Source organism: Streptomyces roseolus, assembly GCF_014649855.1.
GTDB lineage: Bacteria > Actinomycetota > Actinomycetes > Streptomycetales > Streptomycetaceae > Streptomyces > Streptomyces roseolus.
The window spans coordinates 35,639-60,400 of sequence record NZ_BMTV01000007.1 but is presented as its reverse complement, the minus strand read 5'-3'; the positions used below and the strand labels follow the sequence as shown (position 1 = coordinate 60,400).

Genomic DNA, 24,762 nt, shown 5'->3' with positions numbered 1-24,762 from the left:
GCCCCTTCACCCGCCGTCCACCCAACTCCCTCTGGAATGTGGGTTTCCGCGAGCACTCTGCCCGCGTGAGACGCATTCTCGGAATCGTCCTTGCCGTCCTGCTCCTCGGCGGCGTGGCCGTCGTCCTCGTGACGGGCGGCGAAAAGGACCAGGGCACGGCAACGAAGACCGTGCGAGGAGTCATCGGCTCGGAGAAGAGCGAGTTCTTCTCCGACCCCGACGTCGTGAAGGCCCTGTCCGCCAAGGGCCTCACCGTGAGCACCGAGACCTCCGGGTCCTGGGACATGGAGCAACTCCCCCTCCAGGGATACGACTTCGCGTTCCCTTCCTCGAAGGGGCCGGCCGACGAGCTGCGCGCCAAGGCCCCCGACAAGGCCGCCGCCGCGCCGCTGCGCCCGTTCTACTCCCCCCTCGTGGTCGTCGCGCACAGCAACGCCGCCCGGGTCCTCGCCGGCAACGGCCTGGCCACCCTCGGCGCCCGCGGCACCAGCGGCATCCTGAAGATGGACGCCTATCTGGACGCCGTCCGCGCCGACCGCGGCTGGCGCCAGCTCAAGGGCGCCGACAAGCACACCGAGCTGAGCGGGACGCTCTTCATCACCTCCACCGACCCGATGGCCTCCAACTCCGGCGCCCTCTACCTCGCCGCCGCGAGCTACGTCGCCGACGGCGGCCGGGTCGCCGACGGCAAGGAGGCCGTCACCCGCACCGCCCCGCTCCTCCGCAAGCTCACCCAGGTGCAGGGCGCCCAGCAGACCAGCTCCGACGCCCCCTTCCGGGACTTCGTGAGCGGCGTCGGCAACCCCCTCGTCCTCGTGTACGAGTCCCAGGTCGCCGCCCAGCTCCTCGCCGGCCGGCCCATGGGCGACCTCGTCGTGCTCTACCCGGACACCACGGTGAACAGCGACCACACCCTCGTACCGCTCACCGAGGGCGGCAAGGAGCTGGGCCGGCTGCTCGCCGAGGACCCGGAGCTGCGCCGCCTCGCCGTCCGGCACGGCTTCCGGCCGCAGGGCGCCGCGCCCGAGTTCACCGAGGCCACCAACCCGTACGGCCAGTACCTCAACCAGACACTGACCGGAGTCCGCCAGGCGCCCGTGCCCACCGGCGCGGTGCTGCGCGACATGGCGCGGCGGGCCCGTGACCAGGGGGGCACCGCATGACCGGACCGACCGACCCGCGCGCCGCCGGCGGGCCCCGCAACCCCTACGCGGGACCGCCCGAGGCCACCTTCCTGCTGTCCCCGCCCGAGCAGGACGCCCCGCTCGTCCTCACCCCGCCCGCCCCGGCCCCCGTGGTCCGCGCCGAGCAGGCCTCCGGCCTGGTGCCGCTGGACGAGTCGGTGCGCGCCGAGACGGCCCGGCGGGCCGAGGAGTACGTGGGCTCCCTCGCCGGACTCGACCCGCGCTCCCCGGAGTTCGCGAGCCGCATCGGCGAGATCACGGCGCTCGGCTCCGGCGAGATGCGGGCCGCCGCCCAACAGTCGAACCGGATGCTGGACCGCACGGTCCGCTCCCTCGGCCGGGGCGGCGGCGACGCCTCCGCCCGCGTCGGCTCCTCGCTCGTCGAACTCCGGCGCACCGTCGAGGACCTGGACCCCGGGGACACCCCCGGCAAGGGCTTCAAGGGACTCCTCGCCAAGCTGCCCGGCGGCAACAGGTTCCGCGACCACGTCGCCCGGTACGCCTCCTCGCAGGCGACGCTCAACCGGATCGTCGGCGCGCTCCGCGGCGGCCAGGACGAACTGCGGCGCGACAACGCCGCGTTGCAGACCGAGCGGGCCCGGCTCTGGGAGACCATGGGCAAGCTCCAGGAGTTCGCCGTCCTCACCGAGGCCCTCGACGCGGCCGTCGAGCAGCGGATCGCGGGCACCCACGACCCGGCCGAGGCGGACGCGCTCCGCGCCGACGTCCTCTTCCCGGTCCGCCAGAAGCACCAGGACCTCCTCACCCAGCTCGCCGTCTGCGCCCAGGGATACCTCGCCATGGACGTGGTCCGGCGGAACAACGACGAGCTGATCAAGGGCGTGGACCGGGCCGCGACGACGACCCTGTCGGCGCTGCGGATCGCGGTCATGCTCGCCTCCGCCCTGGAGAACCAGCGCAAGGTCACCGAGCAGGTGAACGTGCTCCGCTCGACCACCGAGGACCTGATCCGCGGCAACGCCGAGATGCTCTCCACCCAGGCCGGCGAGATCCAGCGGATCGCCTCCGACCCGGCGGTCGGCGCCGAGACCCTGCGCGCCGCCTTCCAGCAGATCTACCGCACGCTCGACGCCATCGACACGTACAAGGTCCAGGCGACCGAGGCGATGGCGGCGACCGTGTCCTCCCTCACGGGCGAACTCCAGGAGGCGAGCGCCCACCTGGACCGCAGCCGCCGCACGGGCGCTCTGGAAGGCGGCCCCTCCGCATGAGACCCCGCACGCTCCCCCGCCTCCTGGCGGGCCTCGCGCTCACCCTGCTCCTCACGGCCACCGCGGGCTCCTGCGGCACGATCGACAACTCGGCCGGCGGCACCGGCGAGCAGTTCGACAAGTCCGACACCAGCCCCGCCGGGCCCGGCACCCTCCGCGTCCTCGCCTCCTCCGAACTTGCCGACATGGCACCGGTCCTGGAGGACGCCCGCGAGGCGACCGGCGTCACCGTCCGCACCACCTACGCGGGCACCCTCGACGCCGTCGAGCAGATCGCCTCGGGCCGGGCCGAGAAGGAGTACGACGCCGTCTGGCTCTCCTCCAACGACTACCTGCGGCTGCGCCCCGACACCGCCGGCCGGATCAGCAACGAGACCCCGGTGATGACCTCCCCGGTGGCGCTCGGCGTCCGCCCCGAGGCCGTCGCCCGGCTCGGCTGGGACCCGGAGAAGGTCACCTGGTCGCAGCTCCACCAGGCCGTCGCCGCCGGCCGGCTGACGTACGGCATGACCGACCCCAAGCGCTCCAACTCCGGTTTCTCCGCACTGGTCTCGGTCGCCTCCGGGCTCTCCGGCGCCCAGTCCGCGCTGAGCGACGGCGACGTGGCGAAGGCGACCCCGAAGCTCCGCGAGTTCTTCACCGGCCAGAAGCTCACCTCCGGCTCCTCCGGCTGGCTCGCCACCGCCTACGGCCGCCGCACCGACGTCGACGCCCTGGTGAACTACGAGTCGGTGCTGCTCTCCACGTCCGGCCCGCTCACCGTGATCCGCCCCTCCGACGGCGTCGTCACCGCCGACTACCCGCTCACCCTGCTCACCGCGGCCCCCGCCGCCGCCAAGGAGTCGGCCCAGCGGCTCACCACCTACCTCCGCACCCCGGAGGCGCAGCGCCGGATCACCGAGACCACCCTGCGCCGCCCGGTCGTCGCGGGCGTCGACCCGGCGCCCCGGCTCGACCGCGGACTGCGGCGCGAGCTGCCCTTCCCCGGCAGCCGCTCGGTCGCCGACGGCCTGCTCGACGCGTACGACAACACGCTGCGCCGGCCCTCCCGCACGGTCTACGTCCTGGACACCTCGGGCTCGATGCGCGGCGAGCGGCTGACCCGTCTCAAGGCGGCGATCGCCGAGCTGACGGCGGACTTCCGGGACCGCGAGGAGGTCACCCTGATGCCCTTCGGCTCCGCGGTGAAGGACGCCGAGGTGCGGACGTACACGGTCGACCCGGCGGACCCGGCGAAGGCCAGGGACGCGATCCGCGCCGACGCCGGACGGCTGTCCGCCTCCGGCGGCACCGCGATCTACTCCAGTCTGAGCGAGGCCTACCGCGCCCTGGGCTCCGCGCCCCGCGACACCTTCACCTCGATCGTGCTCATGACGGACGGGGAGAACACCGACGGGATGAAGGCCGCCGGCTTCGACGCCTTCTTCCGGGAGCTGCCCGCCGAACAGCGGCACACCCCGGTCTTCCCGGTCCTCTTCGGCGACTCCGACCGGAGCGAGCTGGACCACATCGCGGAGCTGACCGGCGGCAAGCTCTTCGACGCGACGAAGGGCTCCCTGGAGGGCGCCTTCGAGGAGATCCGTGGCTACCAGTGACCGGGTGCTCCGGTACGCGGAGTCCCGCAAGAACCTGACGGGCTGTCTGTGCGGCCTGGCCGGACTCGGCATCGGCCTCACCGGCGCGGCCGGCGGCCTGTGGCCGCTGGTGGTGCTCGGCCTGTACGGCGCGGGCGCGCTGATCGCCCCGCCGGAGCGGCCGGACGCCCCGGCCTTCCCGAGCGCCGACGAGCAGCTGGAGTCGCTGCGCGCGGACCACGTCACCCTGCGGGAGTACCTCGCCGAGGTGGAGCTGCCGGAGGAGTCCCGGAAGCGGCTCGACGAACTGGACGCGCTCTTCGAGGCGCTGCTCGAACCGGGCTGGGTCAGCGACCCGGAGCATCTGCACGTGCTGGCCCGCGCGGTCCGCCAGGACGTGCCGGAGGCGGTCGACGCCTTCGTCCGCACCCGCTGGTGGACCCGGGTGAACCCGGGTTCCGAGCCTCCCGAGCGCCATCTGGAGCGGCAGCTGGCCGCCCTGCGCGAGGAGGCCGGCCGGATCGCCGCGGCACTCCAGGAGGCGGAGGAGCTCCGCCAGCGGGCGCACACCCGCTACCTGGAGGACCGGGGTGACTGATCCCCGCACGGGGACGTGCGCCGGCCCCGGAGCCTGAGGGGGCTCCGGGGCCGGTTGCGTCGTGGTGGACCGTCGTGACCCCACTGGTCAGGGCGGTATGTCGGGGCAGCCCACCACGAGTCTCGGTGCCGCCGCGGGATCAGCCCAGGCGCTCGACCAGCGCGCGGTACTCGTCCCACAGCTCCTTCGGGGTGTGCTCGCCGAAGGTCTCCAGGTGCGCGGGGACCAGGGCGGCCTCCTCGCGCCAGACGTCCTTGTCGACGGTGAGCAGGAAGTCCAGGTCCTCGTCGGCCAGGTCGAGGCCGTCGGTGTCCAGGGCCTCCCGGGTCGGCAGGACGCCGATCGGGGTCTCGACGCCCTCGGCCTTGCCGTCGAGACGCTCGACGATCCACTTGAGGACGCGGCTGTTCTCGCCGAAGCCGGGCCAGACGAACTTGCCGGCGTCGTTCTTGCGGAACCAGTTCACGTAGTAGATCTTCGGCAGCTTCGCCGCGTCGGCGGTGGCGCCGACCTTGACCCAGTGGGCCATGTAGTCGCCCATGTTGTAGCCGCAGAACGGCAGCATGGCGAAGGGGTCGCGGCGCAGCTCGCCGACCTTGCCCTCGGCGGCGGCGGTCTTCTCGGAGGCCACGTTGGCGCCGAGGAAGACGCCGTGGTTCCAGTCGAAGGACTCGGTGACCAGCGGGACGGCGGAGGCGCGGCGGCCGCCGAAGAGGATCGCGGAGATCGGGACGCCCTTGGGGTCCTCCCACTCGGGGGCGATCGTCGGGCACTGGGCGGCCGGGACGGTGAAGCGGGCGTTCGGGTGGGCGGCGGGCGTCTCGGACGCGGGCGTCCAGTCGTTGCCCTTCCAGTCCGTGAGGTGCGCGGGCGCCGTCTCGGTCATGCCCTCCCACCAGACGTCGCCGTCGTCGGTGAGCGCGACGTTGGTGAAGACGGAGTTGCCCCAGAGGGTCTTCATGGCGTTGGCGTTGGTGTGCTCGCCGGTGCCGGGGGCGACGCCGAAGAAGCCGGCCTCGGGGTTGATGGCGTAGAGGCGGCCGTCCTCGCCGAAGCGCATCCAGGCGATGTCGTCGCCGATGGTCTCCACGGTCCAGCCGGGGACGGTCGGCTCCAGCATGGCGAGGTTGGTCTTGCCGCAGGCCGACGGGAAGGCGGCGGCCACGTACTTCGCCTCGCCCTGCGGCGGGGTGAGCTTGAGGATGAGCATGTGCTCGGCGAGCCAGCCCTCGTCACGGGCCATGACGGAGGCGATGCGCAGGGCGTAGCACTTCTTGCCGAGGAGCGCGTTGCCGCCGTAGCCGGAGCCGTACGACCAGATCTCGCGGGTCTCCGGGAAGTGCGAGATGTACTTGGTGGAGTTGCACGGCCACGGCACGTCCTCCTGGCCCTCCGCGAGGGGGGCGCCGAGGGTGTGGACGGCCTTCACGAAGAAGCCGTCGGTGCCGAGCTCGTCGAGGACGGCCTGGCCCATGCGGGTCATGGTGCGCATGGAGACCGCGACGTAGGCGGAGTCGGTGATCTCGACGCCGATCGCGGAGAGCGGGGAGCCGACGGGGCCCATGCAGAAGGGGACCACGTACATGGTGCGGCCCTTCATGGAGCCGCGGAAGATGCCCTCGGAGCCCGCGAAGAGCTCCTTCATCTCCGCCGGGGCCTTCCAGTGGTTGGTCGGACCCGCGTCCTCCTCCTTCTCGGAGCAGATGAAGGTCCGGTCCTCGACGCGGGCGACGTCGGTCGGGTCGGAGGCGGCGTAGTACGAGTTCGGGCGCTTCACCGGGTCGAGCTTCGTGAACGTGCCCTTGGCGACGAGCTCCTCGCACAGGCGCTCGTACTCGGCCTCGGAGCCGTCGCACCAGACGATGCGGTCCGGCTGCGTGATCTCGGCGATCTCGTTCACCCAGGAGACGAGCTCCTGGTGCTGGGTGGGAAGGGGAGCCGCGTTGTCGCGCGCCACGATTGCTCCTTGTAGAGGGGTGTATTCCGCTGTATGCCCCGTGGGGGCCGCGACCCGGATGCGTCGTAGCTGCTCATCCGGTGCCGACCGCACTCATTTGATCATCCGCTGGAAACGCCCATATGTCCAGGGGGGTGCACACGTGAGCATCGCCACTCATATCCGGGACCTACGGGCGCGTAGGTACGATGTGGTGTCATGACTGCAGCCACGCCGGAAGTGACCCCGGTCGAGCCCGAACCGATCGCCCAGTCCCCGTCGGCCCCGCTGAAGCCCCTGCTCCGAGGCTGGTTGCACGCGGGCATGTTCCCCGCCGTGATCGTCGCGGGCCTGGTCCTCGTCGCCCTCGCCGACTCCCCGCGCGCCCGGATCGCCTGCGGGATCTACGTCCTCACCGCCTGCCTGCTCTTCGGCGTCAGCGCGCTCTACCACCGGGGCGACTGGGGCCCGCGCGGCGAGGCCGTCCTGCGCCGCCTCGACCACGCCAACATCTTCCTGATCATCGCGGGCACCTACACCCCGCTCACCCTGCTGCTGCTCCCGGACTCCACCGCGAAGCCGCTCATGTGGGCGGTCTGGGCCGCCGCGGCCGCCGGCATCGCCTTCCGCGTCTTCTGGGTCGGCGCCCCCCGCTGGCTCTACACCCCCTGCTACATCGCCATGGGCTGGGCCGCCGTCTTCTTCCTCCCCGACTTCATGCGGACCGGCGGCATCGCCGTCCTGGTCCTGGTCGTCGTCGGCGGGCTGCTCTACAGCGCCGGCGGCGTCATCTACGGCATCAAGCGACCGAACCCGTCCCCCCGCTGGTTCGGCTTCCACGAGGTGTTCCACTCCCTCACCCTCGCCGCCTTCATCGTCCACTACGTGGGCATCTCCCTGGTCGCCTACCAGTCCTGACCAGGCATGACACGGCAGAATGACCCCATGACCAGCGGTCTGAGGGAACGCAAGAAGCAGAAGACCCGCGCGGCGATCCGCCGGGCCGGACGACGGATCGCCGCCGCCCACGGCTGGGAGGCCGCCACCATCGAGCGCATCGCCGCCGAGGCCGAGGTCTCCCCCTCCACCGTCGTCCGCTACTTCCCCGTCCGCGAGGACATCCTCCTCACCGACGAGGACGACGAGCACCTCGAAGCCCTGCTGCGCGCCCGCCCGGCCGGCGAGGAACCCCTCGAATCCCTCCGCGCGGTCACCGTCGAGGCCATCGGCGCGGCCCTGGCCGCCGACCCGGAGGAGCTCAGGCTCCGCGCCCGGCTGATGGCCGACACCCCCGCCGTCCGCGCCCGGTTCACCGAGACCACCGCCGAGACCGGCCGCCGGCTCGCCCGCGCCCTCGCCGACCGCACCGGCCGCGCCCCCGACGACCTGGAGGTCCGGGTCTTCGCCGCCGCCGTCCTCGGCGCCCTGCGGGAGGCCGTCCTCTACTGGGCCGAGCGCGGCCTCGCCGAGGACCTCACGGCGCTGCTGCACCGCACCCTCGACACGCTCAGGACCGGGCCGGCGCTCCCAGCGCGCCCCTGACCACCTCGGCCGAGCGCGGATTGGCCGCGCACCCCCACACGCCGTGCGGGCAGTAGTCGGTCACCGTCTGGTAGACGGGCCGGTGAAGGGCGAACCAGTCGAGCATCCCCCGTACGTACGCGGGGTTGTCGCCGTTCCGGAAGAGCCCCCACTCCGGGTACGAGACGGGCTTGCCGTGCCCCTTCGCGAAGGCCACGTGGTGCGCGAGCCCGTACTCCTCGCTCACCTGCTCCTCGAAGGAGGCCCCCTCGGGCTGGTCGTAGGCGTCCATCCCGATGATGTCGACGACGTCGTCCCCCGGGTAGCACTCCGGCCACGGCACCGCGTCCCGCCCCCGGCTCGGCGTGAAGTCGAAGCGGAACCGCTGCCCCTCGACCCCGCGCAGCACCCCGACCACCTGCCGCCAGTACGCCTTCCAGGCCGCCGGGTCCGGTCCGCAGCGGTGCCCGTACGTGGTGCCGTTCATCTCCCAGCCGAGCACCAGGACCGCGTCCCCGAGCCCGTGCTCCACCAGCCCCTCGCCCAGCGCCTCGAAGTGCGCGTCGAAGGCGCCGCCCGCCCCGCGCCGCAGCCCGTCCCGCACCTCGGCGTCGCTCAGCCCCGCCTCGTTCCGGTCCATCATCGGCACGTTCAGCACGAAGAGCCGCCCCGGCCGCTCGGCCTTCCACCGCGCCCAGGGCGCGAAGAGCTCCGGGTGGCCCTCGATGTTGGTCCAGCGGTCACCCGGCAGGTAGGTGTGACCCACCGACAGCTCCCCGCCGCCCAGCCAGGCCTGCGCCCCGGCGATCCGCCGCACCCCCTCCGCGTCGGAGCCGGTGAAGAAACCGGACGGCACCCCCGGCAGCGGCGGCGGCTCGGTCGCGGTTCCGGCGTGCCGCTCGTCCGTCGCGAGCCGGCCGACGATCCCGGGCAGCAGCACGAGCGCGGCGACGGCCGCGAGCAGCACCCAGAGTGCGGCCCGCGGCCGGGAACGGTGACGGGGAGGACTCACGTCAACTGGTCCAGAACTCCCACCAGCGGGTCAGGATCAGCATCCCGATGATCCCGATGTGCAGCACGGGCGGCGCGAAGGCGAAGTCGCCGAGGAAGCCCCGCACCGCCGCCGGAGCGGGCAGCACCCCGGTCCGCACGTTGTGGGCGGTGACGTACCAGAACATGGTGATGGTCGCCGCCCAGGCGAGGCAGCACCACAGGCAGAGCGCGTTGATCTCGTACAGCGACTGCTGCATCAGCCAGGTGCAGAAGCCGACGCCGAACAGCGTCCCGCCGTTCAGCCCGAGCCAGAACCACCCCCGGTACCGGGCCCCCGCCAGGAGCCCGGCACCGATCGCGACGACGACGCCGTACGTGACGAGTCCGAGCATCGGGTTGGGGAAGCCGAAGACCGCCGCCTGCTCGCTCTTCATGATGTTCCCGCAGGACACGACCGGGTTCAGGCTGCACCCCGGCTGGAAGCCCGGGTCCTCCAGGAGCTTGAACTTGTCGATCGTGATCACCCACGCGGCCAGGATCCCGGCCGCGCCGGTGACGACGAGGAGCAGGCCGAGCCCCCGTCCGGCGCCGACGGTGCCGTCCTCCCGCCGCCCGGCCTCCGCCGCGCGGTCCTCCCGCCGCTGCCCCGGGAGCCCGCTCCGTACCCCGAGCGTCGTCATCGCGCCGCCCCTCCCGCTCAGGCCTGCACGCGCCGGACCGGCAGCAGGACGTGGGCGCACTCCGCGAGCGTCTCCTCGTCGGAGACGAAGGCGCGCAGCCGGTCCTCGTCCACGGGCTGCCCGGGGACCGCCTCGGCCCACGGCCGCACCGAGCAGAGGAAGTAGACCTTGCCGGTCTCGCGGGCGGCGGCCTGCCACTCGGCGGGCACCGGGCACTGCACCTTGAGGAAGGGCAGGGTGAGGACGGCGGTGCCGGCCTCGACCAGCAGCGAGGCGCTGATCCCCGCGTCCTTCTCCAGGTCGAAGAGGCGGTCCCCGACCGAGAGGCCCATCGACTCCAGGGCGGCGCGCATGGCCTGCTGCCCCGCCTCCGGTCCGTCCCGGCCGTCGCCGAGCGAATACGCCATGAGGAAAGGCGTCCCGGCGGAGTCTTCGGTGACTTCGCTGGACCACGGAATCACCGTGAGCGTGCCCAGCGGAGAGACGCTGCGCGCCTCGGAAAGGACGTGGGGAGTGGTCATGGAAGGGGATGCTAGTGGGGCAACCACCCTTTCCCCGTACCGAATTCACTCATCCGGCCGACATTCCCCCGCTCGAACTCCCGGCCGCAACGAACGCGGGTTTTCATCGTTGTGCCCTGAGGCCCCTTGTCGACACCAGGAGATCGCCGATGCCCTTCCCGCGCCGTGTCGCCCTCCGGTCGCTGTTCGCGCTGGCCGTCACCGCCGCCACCGGCGGGACCCTCGGCCGGATCGCCGCCCGCCCGCCGGAGACGGGAGCGGACCCGTACGCCTTCGACGAGATGTACGCGGGCCGCCGGATCCGCGGCCTGACCGGGCCGGGGGGCGAGCCGGTGGCGCTGGTGGACGGGCGCCCGCTGCACCTGATGCGCTGCGCCGACGGCGGCTGGGTGACCCCGCTGGACCACTACGAGTCCTGTCCGAGCCCGCTCGCCGCCACCCGCGCGGCCGTGGACGCGGCGGGGTCGGCCCCGCTCTCCCGGTACGCGGCGGGGCACGGCCTCCACTCCGATCCGACGGGAGGGAACCCGCGTGGTGTACACGCGTAAGAACCAGCGCGACCTGACGACGGCCGAGCGCCGCCGGTTCGTCGCCGCGGTGCTCGAACTGAAGCGCCGCGGCACGTACGACGAGTTCGTCCGGACGCACATCGACCACTACGTCGCCGACGGCGCCGGCCGGCTGCGGACCGCCCACATGGCGCCGAGCTTCCTGCCCTGGCACCGGAAGTTCCTCCTGGAGTTCGAGCGGGCGCTGCGCCGGATCGACGCGACGGTGACGGTCCCGTACTGGGACTGGACCCGGGACTCGACCCCGGCGGCCTCGCTCTGGTCGGAGGACTTCATGGGCGGCAACGGCCGCCGCTCGGACCTCCAGGTGACCACCGGCCCCTTCGCCTACGCCAAGGGGAAGTGGACGGTAAAGCACGCGATGACCGAGACCTCCTTCCTGACCAGGGACTTCGGCCGTCCGCGCGATCCGGTCGCGCTGCCGACGGCGGCCCAGCTGGAGGAGGTGATGCGGGAGCGGACGTACGACACGGCCCCGTGGAACTCGACCAGCCCGTCCGGCTTCCGCAACCGCCTGGAGGGGTGGGCGCAGGGCTCGGGCAACGACCGGTTCCGGATCCACAACCGGGTGCACCGCTGGGTGGGCGGCCTGATGCTCGGCGGCGGTTCGGTGAACGACCCGGTCTTCTGGCTGCACCACTCCTTCGTGGACCTGGTGTGGTCGAGGTGGCAGCAGCGCAATCCGCAGGCCGCGTACCTGCCGGCGGAGCCGCCGCCGCTGGGCGACGCGCAGTACCGGAAGGTGGTGGCACGGCACCAGCCGATGGCGCCGTGGGGCGTGACGCCGGCCGAGATGTTCGACCACAGCGCCGTCTACCGGTACGTCTGACGGGACCGGCCCCATGACGCGGGCGTCCCCCCGGCCCTCGAGTGGCCGGGGGGACGCTCGGGGGAAGCGGGGCGGTCAGCCGCCGTAGCCGCCGTCGCCGTGGCCGTTGCCGTCCGGGCTGTCGACGTTGGCGCACTGGTTGCCGAAGGCCGGGTTCAGCAGGCCGATGACGTTGACGGTGTTGCCGCAGAGGTTGACCGGGACGTGGACCGGGACCTGGACGACGTTGCCGGAGGCGACGCCGGGCGACTGGGCGGCGACGGCCTCGGCGCCCGAGTCGGCGACGGCCAGGCCGGCTCCGCTGAGGGCGACGGCACCGGTGCCGGCCAGAACGGCGGCAGCCTTCGCGATGCGAGACATCAGAACTCCTTGAATGGGTCGAGCGACCGCAGGGATCACGGCCGTCACGTGCGTTCAACGCCGTACCACGGAGGGGGTCACGGCCATTGGGCTGAAAAGGTGGCCCGCGGTCCGAGGACCGCCCCCCGTCGGATACGAGGGGCGGCACTCCGGTCCGCGGGCCGCGGCCATGCGACAAGCCTTCCGGTGCAACGAGGAAAGACCCTTGCGGTAGCGGGGAAGAATCGTGTCTTCACTCGCGCGGAACGCGCCCGAACGGAATTCCGAAAAGATGGACGGGGAGCGTGGAGAAAGGGTTCAGCCGCGCTCGGGGGCGAGGCCGAGCTGGGAGTCGAGGGCCCCGCTGAGCGTCGGGGCGATGAGGCCGAGCCTGGGGTCGGCGAGCCGGGGCAGTCCGGCGAGGCCGTCGCCCCGGGGCGCCTCGACCGGGTGGCCGAGGGTGGCGCCGGGGGTGGCGGCCTCCATCTCGGAGTACGGGGAGGCGAGGACCGCCCGGCCCGGCTCGCCGCCCTTCAGGAGCTCGGGGAGCGGGGCGTCCACGACGGTCTCGGGCAGGGTGCCGGTGAGCGGGACGGACGGCAGGGTCACGTCGGGCAGCGCGCCGAGGCCCTTCTGGAAGCCGGTGGGGGCGCCGGGCATCGGCACCGGCACGCCGGTCGCGACGGTCGGGGCGTCCATCGGCAGGACCGGCTCCAGTCCCTGGAGGGGAACGATCACCGGGGCCTCGACGGCGGCGGCCGGGGCGGCCATGGCGGCGGAGGCGAGCGCGGTCATGAGGAGCCCCATGCCGGCGTGAGAGCGCAGAGTCATGCCGGGTGAACGAGCCGTCTGGCCGAAACGTCGCGCGGGTGTCCCCCGTGTGCAGCAATGCCGGAGGCCCCCACCGGTGAGGGCGGGGGCCTCCGTTGACGTCACGTCGGGCGGACGCGTACGTCAGTGGCGACGGCTCCGGACGAGGCGGCCGCCCCGGAGCTGGACGAGGGTGCCGCCGATGATGAGGGCGGCACTGACCGCGGCCGCTCCCCACAGGGCGGGATCGCTGCCCGTGTCGGGGAGTTCGGGCTTGTCGGGCCCGTGCGGCGGGGTGGTCGGCGTGGTGGGCTCGCAGCCGGGCTCCGGGGTCTGGCCCGGCTCGGGCTCCTCGCACTCGCCGGGAGGCGTGGTGGGCTCACATCCCGGCTCGCCCTCCTCGCACCCGCCCGGCGGCGTGGTCGGCGGCGGCGTGGTCGGAGGGTGGGTGGTCGGCGGGTGGGTGGTCGGCGGGTGGGTGGTGGGGGGCTTGGTGGGCTCGCACCCCGGCTCGCCCTCCTCGCACCCGCCCGGCGGCGTGGTCGGCGGGTGGGTGGTGGGGGGCTTGGTGGGCTCGCACCCCGGCTCGCCCTCCTCGCACCCGCCCGGCGGCGTGGTCGGAGGGTGGGTGGTCGGCGGGTGGGTGGTCGGCGGGTGCGTGGTGGGGGGCTTGGTGGGCTCGCACCCCGGCTCGCCCTCCTCGCACCCGCCCGGCGGCGTCGTCGGCGGATGGGTGGTCGGCGGCGCCGTCGTCGGCGGATGGGTGGTGGGAGGCGCCGTCGTCGGCGGGTGGGTGGTGGGGGGCTTGGTGGGCTCGCACCCCGGCTCGCCCTCCTCGCACCCACCCGGCGGCGTCGTCGGCGGATGGGTGGTCGGCGGCGCCGTCGTCGGCGGCTGGGTGGTGGGAGGCGCCGTCGTCGGCGGATGGGTGGTCGGCGGCGCCGTCGTCGGCGGCTGGGTGGTGGGAGGCGCCGTCGTCGGCGGATGAGTGGGCTCTTCGCCGTAGCCGCCGTCGGGTTCCTCCGTCGCGCGGGCGCAGAGGTCTCCGACGGCCGAGGCCACGTAGTCACCCAGGTCGAGGCCGGCGCAGAGTTCCGGCGAGAGGGGGGCGTGGGCCTGCCCGTTGCCGGGTCCTGGGGCGTCGCCCGTGCCGGGGTGCGCGTTCGCGGCCAGTGCGAGACCGCCGGTCAGCGACAGCAAGCCGGTCGCTGCCGCCGCGGTGAGTACTTTCCTGCTGATGATGGACCGCATACCGCTCTTCCTCGGGAGAAAGGGAGAGACCGGCGAGGATCCCCCCTCGCTCCGTCCGGCCGCGTCCCGCGCTGACGTTCGCGTGGGACGGTCCCGAGAGTAGGGAGCGGCACACCGTGTGAAGACGAGGCCACACGGCGACCGGTCAGAAAATCATTCGATCAGCCGCCGAGCGGGTTGACCGGGAGGCCGCCGACCAGCGGGAGTCCCTTGCCGGTCTGGTTCAGCTGGGTCGCGGCGTCGGTGACCGACTTGACCGGGGAGCCCTCGGTGGTGCTGCTGAGCACGTCCGACTTCAGACCGTTGGCGGCGATGGCCTCCAGGCCGCCGTTCAGGCTGGTGGGCGTGAGCGCCTGCTGGGCCATGGCGGGGGCGGCGGCGCCGAGGGCCATGAGGGAACCGGCGACGACCGCGGCGACCTTGGTGGGCTTCATGGGGAGAATCCTTCCTCTGTTCTTCAACTCGCGTTCCGCACGGGCTTCTTGACGAATTCCCGAGCTTCGCTTCCGTCTTCTGTAACGAGAGGTTCGCTCCCCGGAAACTCCAGAAGGAAGGATTTCTCGACACTGCACCCGATCGAAGGGGACCGGTGTTATTTCCGGATGACCGGGCGCGGACGCGCCCGTACCGGCCCGGCGGGAGGCCGGACCGGTACGGGTCGGGGGTGCGCGCGGGTCAGCGGACCGGCAGCGGCGGCTTCACCGGTACGTCGACCGGCGGCTCCGGCGCCTCGGCCGGCGGGTCGACGGGCAGTTCGGGCGCCTCGGCCGGGAGCGCGGGCAGCGCCGGCAGGCCGGGCAGGTCCGGGGCGGGCAGTCCGCTGCCGAGCACGGTGGCGACGGCGAGGTCGACCAGGGACGTCAGTGTGGCCGTGGCCTGCGGGGCGACACCGGCGGCGTCCCCGGAGGCGGCGGCGGCGAGCAGCCCGGCGACGGCCTTCTCGACGGTGCCGAGTGCCGCGCCCACCGGATCGGCGGGCGCGGCCCGAGCGGACCCGGCCGCGACGGACAGGGTGACGGGCGGCTTCGCGGGCAGTCCGGCCGGGGACTCGACGGCGGGCGAGGAGACGGGGGTCCCGCCGGCCGGAGGGGAGACCGGGGCGTTCACGACGGGCGGGGCGGCCGGGGTCTCCGGAAGCGGCGCGGGGGCGGCCTCCCCGGCCCGGTCGACGGCGGCCTGGATCTTCGCCTTCAGGGCGTCGGCGTCGGCCGCGGGAATCCGACCGTCGTCGGCCTTCAGGGCGGCGGCGACGAGTTCGGTCACGGGGACGGTCACTCCGCCGACGTCCGCGAGCGCCCGGGTCCGGGCCGGCAGGGCGGCGACGTCGGGGAGCGGGGCGCGGGCGGCCCGGTCGGCGGCCGCGCGGGAGGGACGGTGCTCGTCGGCGAGGGCGGGTCCCGCCGTGCCGAGGGCAAGGACGGCTGGTATCGCCAGGGCGGCGAGACGGCGTGCAGCCAGGGGACGCACATGTGTTCCTTTTCCTTATGCGTCGGACAACTGCCCTCCCACCGGGCCTGCGGTTATAGCCCTCCGCGATCGGAGAACTACTGAGCGCCACGCCCCCGTTCGAGTGAATCCGTCTTCCGGCCTGCTCCCCCGAGGGGCGTACGCCGTTGCACCGGGCGGCGCACGGGGGTGCGTCCGAACGGGTGCCGGCCCGGTGGCCGCAAGGAAAAAGCCGGTGCGCCCGCCCCGAGGGGCGGGCGCACCGGCTTCGGAAGGACCGATCAGACGTGCGAGGTCAGACGTTGGCGCAGACGTTGCCGAAGGCCGGGTTCAGCGCGCCGATGACGCTCACGGTGTTGCCGCAGACGTTGACCGGCACGTGGACCGGGACCTGCACGACGTTGCCGGAGCCGACACCGGGGGACTTCACGGCGGCGCCCTCGGCGATGGAGTCGGCGGCGGCGGCACCGGCGGCACCGGCGACCGCGGCGGCGGCACCCACGGTCAGGACGACGGCCTTGGCGATACGGGACATGGAGAAGTTCTCCTCGATCGATTTCCAACTCGGACTGCGCGGACTGTTCGGCCCGGCTCCCTCAACAACGCGCCGGTTTTTCTTCGGTTGCTCTCCCGAACGGGTGACGTTCAACCGATCTTTGGCTTGCAGGAGGGCCATTCGAGCGACGGGCCGGAGAAAGGCGCAACACGCTCAACGAGGAACCTGCCGCACGGATACGGGAGTTAGCGTTTCCGGGCAGCTAATGCTTACTATCGCCCCGCACCGGGGTTATAACGTTCCCGAACGTTGCTTCCGGGCCCGCCGCGCGTTCACCCATTTTGTGCGGACGACACCTCCCCCTCCCCCGGTCTTCACGGGTCTTCCCTTCCTTCTCTCATCAAAGCGGAGAACCTGTATGCGGAATTCAGCGGTTCTTGCTGTGCGTCGCGGCGTGTGGTGCGCCCCGCCGTGCGCGGTTCTGTCCGCCGCGTCGCCACTCGCCTCCGCCGCCGCGCCGCCCGCACCCGGGGAGGCCGCCCGGGCCCGGCTGCACCGGGGCGCCGACCCGCGGGTGGGCGAGCAGAAGTCGCCGAAGGACAACGGGCGGGTGCTGATCGCGGAGCCCGGCGACCGGGAAACTGCCGGGGATTACCCGGCGGCGCGGACGCGCCGTCAGGAGTCCGCGTCGATCAACGATTCCACCCATTCCGCGGACGACTGGCCGAACTCCGGGAGCACCGAATTCGGCAAGGCCGGTACGGCACGCTTCCCCGCCGTCGGGAACACCCCGGGGTACGACTCCGACGTCTTCGATCTGCGGGGGGCGCCGCGCAACGGGGCCGACCGTGTCCACGTCCGGCTCGGCAGCCGCGAGGACACCGTCTGGCCCGGCGCGCTCTTCCCGCGGGCGGACGTACGGCGCTGACGTGCGGGCCCCGATCGAGGCGGACCCCGGGTCCGTCACCGTCCTGCACGCGGTCCAGCCCGGTGACGGCGGGGTGGCCAGGGTCGTCGTCGACCTGGTGCGCGCCCAGCGCGCCGCCGGGCTGCGGCCCGTCACCGCCTGCCCGCCCGGCACCGCGCTCGCCGCGGATCTGCGCGCCGAGGGCGCCGAGGTCCACGACTGGCGGGCCGGGCGCGACCCCGGCCCCGCGCTGCTGCGGGAGACCCGCGGGTTGGCCCGGGTGGTCCGGGCCGTGCGGCCCGGGCTCGTCCACGCGCACTCGGCGAAGGCCGGGCTCTGCGCCCGGCTCGCGGTGCGCGGCCGGGTCCCGACCGTGTACCAGCCGCACGCCTGGTCCTTCGAGGCCGTGACCGGCACCACCGCCGAACTGGCGCGCCGCTGGGAGCGTTTCGGCGCCCGCTGGACCGACCGGATCCTGTGCGTGAGCGAGGCCGAGCGGCGTACCGGCGAGGAGGCCGGGGTGGCGGCGGCCTGGTCGGTGGTGCACAACGGCGTGGACGTGGCGCGGTTCGCGACCGACGGCCCCGCCGGGAACCCGGCGCCGACCGTGGTGTGCGTGGGCCGGCTGTGCCGGCAGAAGGGCCAGGACGTGCTGCTCGCCGCCTGGCCCGCGGTCCTCGCCGAGGTGCCGGCCGCGCGGCTCGTGCTCGTCGGCGACGGTCCGGACGGGGAGCGGCTGCGGGCCGCCGCCGGTCCCTCGGTGCGGTTCGCCGGCGCGGTCGGCGACACCGCGCCCTGGTACCGGGAGGCGGACGTCGTCGTGTTGCCGTCCCGCTGGGAGGGCATGGCACTGGCGCCCCTGGAGGCGATGGCGGCGGGCCGGCCGGTCGTCGTCACCGAGGTCGACGGGGCCCGCGAGAGCCTGCCGCCCGGCCACGAAGCCCTGTGCCTGGTCCCGTCGGAGGACCCGGCCGCCCTCGCCACCGCTCTCGGCCGTCTCCTGGGCCGGCCGGAGCTGCGGCACCACCTGGGCCGCGAGGCCCACGAGCACGTCCTCAGCAGTTTCGATGTGCGGCGCACCGGCGCGGCCGTCGCGGAGATCTACCGCGAGCTGGCCGGAGTGCGGGGCACGGAGCACAGAGAGCCGATTGCGCAGTGACCACGGAAAGTACCAGCGTTCCTTCCTCACCCGGCCCGTGGCCGGTCGCGGGTCCGGCCTTCGGGCCGGCCTCGTTCGTTCCCCGCCGGCGACTCTCGGGCCGGCTCGCGCCGGCGCGCCGCCGGGCGGCCGTGCGGCCGGGCCCCGGGGCGTCGGCGCTGCGGGTCGTCGACTGTCTGGCGGTGCTGGCCGGGGCCGCGCTGCTCGGCCCGGCGCACCAGGACCCGCGGCTGCTGCTGCCGGTCGTGGCGCTGCTGCTCCTGCTCGACGGGCGCGGTGGGCTCTACCGGCCGCCGATGCACGCGCGTCTGCTCGACGAGCTGCCGGCGCTCGCCTCGCGGGCCGGGGTGGTGTGGTGCGTGGCGGCGGCGGGCGCGGCGGCCTGGTCGCCGCTGCTCGCGATCGGGCCGCTGCGGCTGTGCGGGGCGTACGCCGCGCACGTCGGGGTGGCGGCCGTGCTGCGGGCGGTGCTGCTGGCGCGCGGGCGGCGGATCGCCCGGGAGCGGCCGCGGTCGGCGCTCGTGGTGGGTCCGCCGGCGGCGGCCCGCCGGTTCGCGGCGGCGGCGGCGCAGCACCCCGAGTACGGGATGCGGCCGGTCGGGATCGTGGGGCTGCCGGAGGCGACGGTCGGCGAGCAGCGGCCGGTCGAGCCGGGGCTTCCGCTCCTGACGACGGCGGAGGAGATCCGCCGGGCGGTCATCCAGAACACGGTCCGCGAGGCGGTGTTCCTGTCCCACGAGCCGGAGCTGGTGACGCTCTTCCAGCACTACGGCTGTACGACCTGGCGGGTCGGCGGGGAGTGGCACGAGGGTCCGATGGGCGAACACGTGTGGGGGTACGCGCGGCGTCGTCTGGTCCCGGCGACCGAGCGGCGCGGGGCGGTGGCCAAGCGGGCTTTGGACATCGCGCTCGCCGGTCCGGCGCTGGCGCTGGCCCTGCCGGTCCTCGCGGCGTGCGCGCTCGCGGTGCGGCTGTCGGACGGGCCGGGGGTGCTGTTCCGGCAGGAGCGGGTGGGCCAGCACGGGCGGCACTTCACGCTGCTGAAGTTCCGGACGCTGCGGCCCTCGGACGAGACGGAGTCGGCGACCCGGTGGAACGTGGCCGGGGACCGGCGGATGAGCGCGGCCGGCGGCTTCCTGCGGAAGTCGTCGCTCGACGAGCTGCCGCAGCTGTGGAACGTGCTGCGCGGCGACATGAGCCTGGTCGGGCCCCGGCCCGAGCGCCCTTACTTCGTCGCCCAGTTCAGCAAGATCCACGCGGGGTACGCGGCCCGCCACCGGATGCCGGTCGGGCTGACCGGTCTGGCGCAGGTCCACGGGCTGCGCGGCGACACCTCGATCGAGGACCGCTGCCGCTTCGACAACCACTACATCGACCACTGGTCGCTCTGGCAGGACGTCTGCATCCTCGTCCGCACGGCGGCCGGGCTCGTCCGGCCGACGGGGAGCTGAGGATGGCGACGGCCGTGACGACGGTGCCGGCCCCGGCGAGGGTTCCCGAGCCGAGGGACTGGGTCCGCAGGGCCGGGGCGCTCTCCCCGGTCCTGGCGGTGATCGCGCTGCTCCTGGTGCCGGGCGGCGGGGCGCAGGGCGGGACCGGCGGCACCGGCACGGTCGCCGACGCGGCCTCGGGACTGCTCGTCCTGATCTGTCTCGTACGGCTCCTGCGCGGCGGCGCGCGGCCGCTGACCCGGACGGCGGCGGTGGTGCTCGGGCTGCCGGTGTTCGGGATCTGCCTGGCGGCGGTCACCTCGAACGACCCGGCGTCGAGCCTGCCGGGCGTCGCCCGCTACGTGCAGGTCTTCGTGCTCGTCCCGGCGGCGGTGCTGCTGACGATCCGGGACCGGCGGGACTTCGCGGTGGTCGCGTGGGGCGTGGTGGCGCTGGCGCTGGTCCAGGGCGCGGTGGGCGTCGGGCAGTTCCTGACGGGGACGGGCGCCTCGTACCAGGGCGAGGACATCCGGGCGGTCGGCACCTTCGGCGCGACCGACGTGATGGGCATGGCGACGGTGGTCGCGTACGGCCTGGTGATCGTCACGGGGATCGCGCTCGGTTCGCCGGCCGGGCGGACGCGGACCGCCGCGCTGGTCTGCGCCGCGCTGCTGGTGGTGCCGCTGCTGCTCTCCTTCAGCCGGGGCGCGTGGATCGCGACCGTGCTGGCCTGCGGGATCCAGCTGCTGCTCGGCGGGGTGCGGCGGGCGGCACGGGTGACGCTGGCGGTGGGCGCGCTCGCGGTGGTCCTCGTCGGCGGCCTCGGGATCGGCTCGGAGATGGTGAAGGAGCGGGTCACCAGCATCACGCGGGTGACGGCGGCGCCGGACCAGTCGGTGACGGACCGGTACACGATGTGGGCGGCGGCCGGGCGGATGTGGCGCTCCGAGCCGCTGACCGGCGTCGGCCTGAAGGGCTTCCCCCACTACCGGGACTCGCACGCCTCGGTGGCGCTCTCCGCGGGCAGCGACACGGCGGGCGCGGGCGCGGGGTACCGGAAGCAGCCGCTGCTCTCCCCGCACAACATGTACCTGCTGGTCCTCGGCGAGCAGGGGCTCATCGGGCTGCTCGCGCTCGCCGGGAGCTGGCTGGCGCTGCTCGTGGGCGCGCTGCGGCGGCGCCGGACGGGGGCGGAGTGCGCCCTGGTGGCGGGCGGGCTGCTGGCCTGGCAGCTGATCGACTTCTTCTACGCGGACATCGGCGGCCCGTCGACGGTGCTGATGTCGGTGGTCTTCGGGCTCGCGGCCTGGTGGGCCCTCGCACCCGGGCCGGAGGGCCCGCCGGAGGTGCGCGGTGCGTGACCCGTGGGCCGGTCCGCCGGATCCCACGGACGCGCACGTCGCGCCTCCGGGCTCCGGCGGCCCCGCCGCCCCGCCGTGTCCGCCGCGCGGCGAACCCCTGACCGACCCCTGGTCCCCCCAGCCCCCGGACGCCACGGACTCCCCGTGCGCCCCGGGGGCCGCCGTGCTGCCGGGGGGCGGTGCCGGGGCGCCGCCGGCCGGACCGAGCGGGGCGCGGCGGATCCCGGTGCGCCGCCCGGTGGGACACACCCCGGCCTCCGACGTGTGGGCACCCGCGCCGGCCGCCACGGCCACCGCCCCGCCGCCCGACCCCTCCTCCGCCCACGCCCCCGCGCCCGTCACGCCGAAGGGGCGGCGGGCGCACGCGCGGGCCAAGGCGCGGGCGGCGGGGGGCGGACAGGGGCGGGGCTTCCTCGCGAAGGCGGCGGCCGTGACGGCGGTGCTGACGGCCCTCGGGGCGGTGCTCGGGCTCGTACGGGACCAGATCCTCGCCGGATACTTCGGCGCGGGCGCGGAGACGGACGCCTTCCTGGTGGCGTGGACGGTGCCGGAGTTCGCGTCGACGCTGCTCATCGAGGACGCGATGGCGCTGATCCTCGTACCGGCCTTCTCCCGTGCCCTCGCCCGCCGTCCGGGGTCGCTCGGCGGGGATCCCGTACGGGAGCTGGTGCGGGGGACGCTGCCGCGGCTCACCCTCTCCGTCGCCGCCGTCGCCGCCGTCCTGGTCGCGGCCGCGCCGGCGGTCGTCCGGCTGCTCGCGCCCGGCCTCTCCGACCCCGGCCTCGCGGTGGACTGCACCCGGCTCACCGCGACCTGTGTGCTCACCTTCGCGCTGGTCGGCTACTGCTCGGCGGCGCTGCGGGCGCACCACGTCTTCCTGTCGCCGGCCGCGATCTACGTGGCGTACAACGTCGGCATCATCGGCACGATGGTGCTCCTGCGCGATCCGTGGGGGGTGCGGTCGGCCGCCGCCGGGGTCGCGGTCGGCGGGGTGCTCATGGTGCTGGTGCAGGTGCCGGCGCTCGTGCGGGAGCTGCGGGCGCGGCCGGTGCCGGCGCGGGAGCCGGAGTCGTCCGCGCCGGGCTTCGCCGGGGACGGGCGGCTCGTGGTCCTCGGGCTGGTCGCGCCGGTGGTCGCCTTCTCGCTGATCCGGCAGTCGCAGACCCTGATCGAGCGGTTCCTCGCCGCGCCGCTCCCGTCGGGCGCGATCTCGCACCTGAACTACGCGCAGAAGATCGCCCAGATGCCGATGATCCTGTCGCTGATGCTGTGCACGGTCAGCTTCCCGGTGGTCGCGCGGGCGCTGGCCGCGGGCGATCCGGAGGGGGCGCGGCGGCGGGTCGAGCGGGATCTGCTGCTCGCGGCCGTGGTGGTCCTCGCGGGTGCCTCCGTGGTGATCGCCGCCGCCCCCAAGATCGTCGAACTACTCTTCCAGAGGGGGGAGTTCGACCGCTCGGACACGGTCGCCACCGCCGCCGTCATGCGGGTCTACGCCCTCGGGCTGCTCGGCCAGACCATGGTCGGCGCCCTCGTCCGCTGCTACTTCTCCGCCGCCCGCCCCCTCTGGTACCCGGCCGCCGCGATGGCCGCCGGGCTCGCCGCCACCGCCGCCGCCGGAGTGCCCGGCGCCGCCGCCTGGGGCGCCGTCGGCATCGCCGCGGCCAACGCCCTCGGCATCACGCTCACCGCCGTCCTGCTGCTGTGCGGGGCCCACCGGCAGACCGTCCCGGTCCGGGCCGACCGGCTCGGCGACGGCCTGCTGCGGCTCGCGACGGCGGGCGCCTGCGCGACCGGCGCGGGCTGGCTCTGCTCGGTGGCGGTCGGCCCCCCGCTGGTCTCCCTCGCCGTCGCGGCCCTCGCCGTCGCGGCCGTCTTCCTCGTCTTCCTCGCCTGCGCCGCCAAGGCGCCCGAGATCCCTCCCCTCCCCCACGCCACCACCCGACGCCGAAGGACAGACCATGCCCGCCCCCACCGCGCTGCGCCGTCTGCTGCCGAAGCCGCCCCTGTGGGCGAAGCCGCCCCTGTGGGTGGCGATGTACCACTCGATCACGGACACCGCTGACGATCCGTACCGGGTGACGGTCTCCCCCGTACGGTTCGCCCGTCAGCTCCACTGGCTCGGCGACCGGGGCCTGCGCGGGGTGTCGGTGCGGGAGCTGCTCGCCGCGACCGCCGCCGGACGCGCCGGGGGCCTCGTCGGCCTCACCTTCGACGACGGCTACGCCGACTTCCTCGACTCGGCGCTGCCGCTGCTGCGCCGGCACGGCTTCACGGCCACGGTCTACGTCCTGCCGGGCCGGCTCGGCGGCACCAACGACTGGGACGCCGAGGGGCCGCGCAAGCCGCTGCTCACCGAGGAGGGCATCGAGCGGATCGCCGGCGCCGGCATGGAGATCGGCTCGCACGGACTGACGCACCGCCGCCTCACGGAGGCCGACGACGCCACCCTCGCCGACGAGACCCGCCGCTCCCGGGCCCTCCTGGAGGAGATCACCGGCGGCCCGGTGGACGGCTTCTGCTACCCCTACGGGGCGGTCGACCCGCGCGTGGTCCGCGCCGTGCGCAAGGCCGGGTACGGCTATGCCTGCGCCATCGACCCCGGCCCCCTGACCGGCACCCACGCCCTGCCCCGCGTCCACATCGGCGAGAACGACACCCCGTGGCGGCTCACCGCGAAGCGGGCCCTGCACCCGCTGCGCCGCCGCCATCCCGCCGAACTGGTCCCCGCCCGCACCGGCCCGGCGGCGGCGGTGCTGGGATGAGCCGCCCCGGAAAGAGCGGGCCCCTGAAGGTCCTGCACGTCATCACCGGCCTCGGCATCGGCGGCGCCGAGCAGCAGCTCCGCCTGCTGCTGCGCCACCTCCCCGTCCAGGGCCGGGTGGTGACGCTCACCAACCCCGGCCCGGTCGCGGCCGGCATCGAGGCCGACGGCACCCCGGTCAGCCACCTCGGCATGACCGGGAACCGGGACGTGGGCGCCCTGCCCCGGCTCGCCCGGCTGATCCGCGGGGGCGGCTACGACCTCGTCCACACCCATCTGTACCGGGCCTGCGTCTACGGCCGGCTCGCCGCCCGGCTCGGCGGCGTCCGCCGGGTCATCGCCACCGAGCACTCGCTCGGGGAGAAGCAGATCGAGGGCCGTCCGCTGTCGGCGGGCACCCGCGCGCTCTATCTGGCGTCGGAGCGGCTCGGCACCTCCACGGTCGCGGTCTCGGCGAGCGTGGCCCGCCGGCTCGCCGACTGGGGGGTGGCGCCGGACCGGATCCAGGTGGTGCCGAACGGCATCGAGACCGACCGCTTCGCCTTCGCGCCCCGCGCCCGCCGGCTCACCCGGGGCGTCCTCGGCATCCCCGAGGACGCCTTCGTGGTCGGCGGGGTGGGCCGGCTCGCGCCCGGCAAGCGGTTCGACCGGCTGATCCGGGCCGTGGCCGCGGTGCCGGAGGCCCGGCTCCTCCTCGTCGGCGACGGCGAGCGCCGCGAGGAGCTGCGCACGGTGGCCCGCGAGTGCGGCGCCGCCGGCCGGGTGCTGTTCTTCGGCGCCTGCGAGGACCCGCCGCTGGACGTCCCCGCCGGGCCGATGCTCCCCGAACTCCTCGCCGCCATGGACGTCTTCGTCTCCACCTCGCCCGACGAGGCCTTCGGACTCGCCGTCGTCGAGGCGCTCGCCGCCGGGCTGCCCGTGCTGTACGTGGCGTGCCCGGCGATCGAGGACCTGCCGGCCGACGCGGCGCCCGGCGCCCGGCGGATCGGCGAGTCGGTGCCCGAGCTGATCGGCGCCCTGCACGAGCTGCGGGCCGCGCACGGCCCCCGGCCCGTACGCCTGCCCGCCCCGGCCGCCGCCCGCCGCTACGACATCGCGCACAGCGCCGACCGGCTGATGACCCTCTACGACCGGGCCGTCCACGGCCGCCCCGCACCGTGAGCAC

At 74.4% G+C, this 24,762-nt stretch carries 24 protein-coding genes and 1 pseudogene; 15 read left to right on the top strand and 10 right to left on the bottom strand.

From position 1 onward, the window contains the following. The first annotated feature begins 38 nt into the window (after nt 1–38). Genes IE245_RS10170 through IE245_RS10155 form a run of 4 tightly spaced genes read left to right on the top strand, consistent with a single transcriptional unit; the run spans nt 39 to nt 4,588 of the window. A complete protein-coding gene (locus IE245_RS10170) occupies nt 39–1,163 on the top strand; it encodes a hypothetical protein (protein ID WP_189946464.1) in 1,125 nt (374 codons plus the stop codon). After that, a complete protein-coding gene (locus IE245_RS10165) occupies nt 1,160–2,416 on the top strand; it encodes a toxic anion resistance protein (protein WP_229851192.1) in 1,257 nt (418 codons plus the stop codon). Before IE245_RS10170 ends, IE245_RS10165 begins: the two co-directional genes overlap by 4 nt. Further along, entirely contained in the window at nt 2,413–4,011 is a 1,599-nt protein-coding gene (locus IE245_RS10160; RefSeq protein WP_189946463.1) for a substrate-binding and vWA domain-containing protein, read from the top strand. The genes IE245_RS10165 and IE245_RS10160 overlap by 4 nt, the downstream gene beginning before the upstream one ends. Beyond that, complete coding sequence (locus IE245_RS10155) at nt 3,998–4,588, top strand: hypothetical protein (RefSeq protein ID WP_189946462.1); 591 nt, start codon at nt 3,998–4,000, stop codon at nt 4,586–4,588. Before IE245_RS10160 ends, IE245_RS10155 begins: the two co-directional genes overlap by 14 nt. Nucleotides 4,589–4,727: 139 nt before the next feature. Here IE245_RS10155 and IE245_RS10150 read toward each other — a convergent pair whose 3' ends face one another. Next, nucleotides 4,728–6,545: a phosphoenolpyruvate carboxykinase (GTP) gene (locus IE245_RS10150; protein ID WP_189946461.1), complete on the bottom strand. Its 1,818-nt coding sequence runs from the start codon at nt 6,543–6,545 to the stop codon at nt 4,728–4,730. 198 nt (nt 6,546–6,743) lie between these two features. Between IE245_RS10150 and trhA the strand changes: the two genes are divergently transcribed. After that, a complete protein-coding gene (trhA, locus tag IE245_RS10145; protein WP_189946460.1) occupies nt 6,744–7,442 on the top strand; it encodes a PAQR family membrane homeostasis protein TrhA in 699 nt (232 codons plus the stop codon). A gap of 27 nt (nt 7,443–7,469) precedes the next feature. After that, nucleotides 7,470–8,066 (top strand): acyl-CoA-like ligand-binding transcription factor, encoded by a 597-nt coding sequence (locus tag IE245_RS10140; protein ID WP_229851191.1) that lies wholly within the window; start codon nt 7,470–7,472, stop codon nt 8,064–8,066. On the opposite strand, the gene IE245_RS10135 is transcribed toward IE245_RS10140, so the two are convergent. Genes IE245_RS10135 through IE245_RS10125 form a run of 3 tightly spaced genes read right to left on the bottom strand, consistent with a single transcriptional unit; the run spans nt 8,032 to nt 10,239 of the window. Next, nucleotides 8,032–9,057, bottom strand: a complete 1,026-nt coding sequence (locus IE245_RS10135) for a glycoside hydrolase family 26 protein (RefSeq protein ID WP_189946458.1) — start codon at nt 9,055–9,057, stop codon at nt 8,032–8,034. The two genes, IE245_RS10140 and IE245_RS10135, sit on opposite strands and share 35 nt — an antisense overlap. A 1-nt stretch (nt 9,058) precedes the next feature. Further along, nucleotides 9,059–9,718, bottom strand: coding sequence for a vitamin K epoxide reductase family protein (locus IE245_RS10130; RefSeq protein WP_189946457.1), 660 nt, complete (start codon nt 9,716–9,718; stop codon nt 9,059–9,061). A gap of 17 nt (nt 9,719–9,735) precedes the next feature. Continuing rightward, nucleotides 9,736–10,239 carry a DUF5949 family protein gene (locus tag IE245_RS10125; protein ID WP_189946456.1) on the bottom strand — a complete coding sequence of 168 codons (504 nt, stop codon included), beginning with the start codon at nt 10,237–10,239 and terminating at the stop codon, nt 9,736–9,738. A gap of 149 nt (nt 10,240–10,388) precedes the next feature. Between IE245_RS10125 and IE245_RS10120 the strand changes: the two genes are divergently transcribed. Continuing rightward, nucleotides 10,389–10,787: a tyrosinase family oxidase copper chaperone gene (locus IE245_RS10120; protein WP_189946455.1), complete on the top strand. Its 399-nt coding sequence runs from the start codon at nt 10,389–10,391 to the stop codon at nt 10,785–10,787. Beyond that, nucleotides 10,771–11,637, top strand: a complete 867-nt coding sequence (locus tag IE245_RS10115; RefSeq protein WP_189946454.1) for a tyrosinase family protein — start codon at nt 10,771–10,773, stop codon at nt 11,635–11,637. Before IE245_RS10120 ends, IE245_RS10115 begins: the two co-directional genes overlap by 17 nt. Before the next feature lie 75 nt (nt 11,638–11,712). Here IE245_RS10115 and IE245_RS10110 read toward each other — a convergent pair whose 3' ends face one another. The 6 genes from IE245_RS10110 to IE245_RS10085 all read right to left on the bottom strand — a co-directional run bounded on the left by IE245_RS10110 (nt 11,713) and on the right by IE245_RS10085 (nt 16,018). Next, entirely contained in the window at nt 11,713–11,997 is a 285-nt protein-coding gene (locus IE245_RS10110; protein WP_189946453.1) for a chaplin, read from the bottom strand. A gap of 297 nt (nt 11,998–12,294) precedes the next feature. Continuing rightward, nucleotides 12,295–12,807, bottom strand: coding sequence for a hypothetical protein (locus IE245_RS10105; protein WP_189946452.1), 513 nt, complete (start codon nt 12,805–12,807; stop codon nt 12,295–12,297). A gap of 123 nt (nt 12,808–12,930) precedes the next feature. Then, nucleotides 12,931–14,037, bottom strand: coding sequence for a hypothetical protein (locus IE245_RS10100; RefSeq protein WP_189946451.1), 1,107 nt, complete (start codon nt 14,035–14,037; stop codon nt 12,931–12,933). A 161-nt stretch (nt 14,038–14,198) separates the two neighbouring features. Further along, nucleotides 14,199–14,471, bottom strand: a complete 273-nt coding sequence (locus IE245_RS10095; RefSeq protein WP_189946450.1) for a hypothetical protein — start codon at nt 14,469–14,471, stop codon at nt 14,199–14,201. Between the two features lie 241 nt (nt 14,472–14,712). Next, a complete protein-coding gene (locus IE245_RS10090) occupies nt 14,713–15,504 on the bottom strand; it encodes a hypothetical protein (RefSeq protein WP_189946449.1) in 792 nt (263 codons plus the stop codon). A 274-nt stretch (nt 15,505–15,778) separates the two neighbouring features. Beyond that, nucleotides 15,779–16,018, bottom strand: a complete 240-nt coding sequence (locus tag IE245_RS10085) for a chaplin (RefSeq protein WP_189946448.1) — start codon at nt 16,016–16,018, stop codon at nt 15,779–15,781. Nucleotides 16,019–16,421: 403 nt separating this feature from the next. Here IE245_RS10085 and IE245_RS10080 point away from each other — a divergent pair, with 403 nt between their 5' ends. The 7 genes and pseudogenes from IE245_RS10080 to IE245_RS10050 all read left to right on the top strand — a co-directional run. Further along, a complete protein-coding gene (locus tag IE245_RS10080) occupies nt 16,422–16,907 on the top strand; it encodes a hypothetical protein (RefSeq protein WP_229851190.1) in 486 nt (161 codons plus the stop codon). A 1-nt stretch (nt 16,908) separates the two neighbouring features. Beyond that, nucleotides 16,909–18,045: a glycosyltransferase gene (locus IE245_RS10075; protein ID WP_189946446.1), complete on the top strand. Its 1,137-nt coding sequence runs from the start codon at nt 16,909–16,911 to the stop codon at nt 18,043–18,045. Then, nucleotides 18,042–19,496 (top strand): exopolysaccharide biosynthesis polyprenyl glycosylphosphotransferase, encoded by a 1,455-nt coding sequence (locus IE245_RS10070; RefSeq protein ID WP_189946445.1) that lies wholly within the window; start codon nt 18,042–18,044, stop codon nt 19,494–19,496. Before IE245_RS10075 ends, IE245_RS10070 begins: the two co-directional genes overlap by 4 nt. A gap of 2 nt (nt 19,497–19,498) precedes the next feature. Then, complete coding sequence (locus IE245_RS10065) at nt 19,499–20,836, top strand: O-antigen ligase family protein (RefSeq protein ID WP_189946444.1); 1,338 nt, start codon at nt 19,499–19,501, stop codon at nt 20,834–20,836. A gap of 238 nt (nt 20,837–21,074) precedes the next feature. Continuing rightward, nucleotides 21,075–22,898: a murein biosynthesis integral membrane protein MurJ gene (gene murJ, locus IE245_RS10060; RefSeq protein WP_229851189.1), complete on the top strand. Its 1,824-nt coding sequence runs from the start codon at nt 21,075–21,077 to the stop codon at nt 22,896–22,898. Then, nucleotides 22,795–23,598: a polysaccharide deacetylase family protein gene (locus tag IE245_RS10055; RefSeq protein WP_189946443.1), complete on the top strand. Its 804-nt coding sequence runs from the start codon at nt 22,795–22,797 to the stop codon at nt 23,596–23,598. Before murJ ends, IE245_RS10055 begins: the two co-directional genes overlap by 104 nt. A 23-nt stretch (nt 23,599–23,621) precedes the next feature. Next, nucleotides 23,622–24,755, top strand: a pseudogene (locus tag IE245_RS10050) (glycosyltransferase); the annotation flags it as partial. Nucleotides 24,756–24,762: the final 7 nt, after the last annotated feature.

Excerpts from the sequence above, each read along its gene's own strand:
- IE245_RS10165 (WP_229851192.1), top strand. The coding sequence starts at position 1,160 with ATGACCGGACCGACCGACCCGCGCGCCGCCGGCGGGCCCCGCAACCCC.
- IE245_RS10160 (WP_189946463.1), top strand. The coding sequence starts at position 2,413 with ATGAGACCCCGCACGCTCCCCCGCCTCCTGGCGGGCCTCGCGCTCACC.
- trhA (WP_189946460.1), top strand. The coding sequence starts at position 6,744 with ATGACTGCAGCCACGCCGGAAGTGACCCCGGTCGAGCCCGAACCGATC.
- IE245_RS10140 (WP_229851191.1), top strand. The coding sequence starts at position 7,470 with ATGACCAGCGGTCTGAGGGAACGCAAGAAGCAGAAGACCCGCGCGGCG.
- IE245_RS10130 (WP_189946457.1), bottom strand. The coding sequence starts at position 9,718 with ATGACGACGCTCGGGGTACGGAGCGGGCTCCCGGGGCAGCGGCGGGAG.
- IE245_RS10125 (WP_189946456.1), bottom strand. The coding sequence starts at position 10,239 with ATGACCACTCCCCACGTCCTTTCCGAGGCGCGCAGCGTCTCTCCGCTG.
- IE245_RS10120 (WP_189946455.1), top strand. The coding sequence starts at position 10,389 with ATGCCCTTCCCGCGCCGTGTCGCCCTCCGGTCGCTGTTCGCGCTGGCC.
- IE245_RS10110 (WP_189946453.1), bottom strand. The coding sequence starts at position 11,997 with ATGTCTCGCATCGCGAAGGCTGCCGCCGTTCTGGCCGGCACCGGTGCC.
- IE245_RS10105 (WP_189946452.1), bottom strand. The coding sequence starts at position 12,807 with ATGACTCTGCGCTCTCACGCCGGCATGGGGCTCCTCATGACCGCGCTC.
- IE245_RS10100 (WP_189946451.1), bottom strand. The coding sequence starts at position 14,037 with ATGCGGTCCATCATCAGCAGGAAAGTACTCACCGCGGCGGCAGCGACC.
- IE245_RS10095 (WP_189946450.1), bottom strand. The coding sequence starts at position 14,471 with ATGAAGCCCACCAAGGTCGCCGCGGTCGTCGCCGGTTCCCTCATGGCC.
- IE245_RS10085 (WP_189946448.1), bottom strand. The coding sequence starts at position 16,018 with ATGTCCCGTATCGCCAAGGCCGTCGTCCTGACCGTGGGTGCCGCCGCC.
- IE245_RS10065 (WP_189946444.1), top strand. The coding sequence starts at position 19,499 with ATGGCGACGGCCGTGACGACGGTGCCGGCCCCGGCGAGGGTTCCCGAG.
- IE245_RS10055 (WP_189946443.1), top strand. The coding sequence starts at position 22,795 with ATGCCCGCCCCCACCGCGCTGCGCCGTCTGCTGCCGAAGCCGCCCCTG.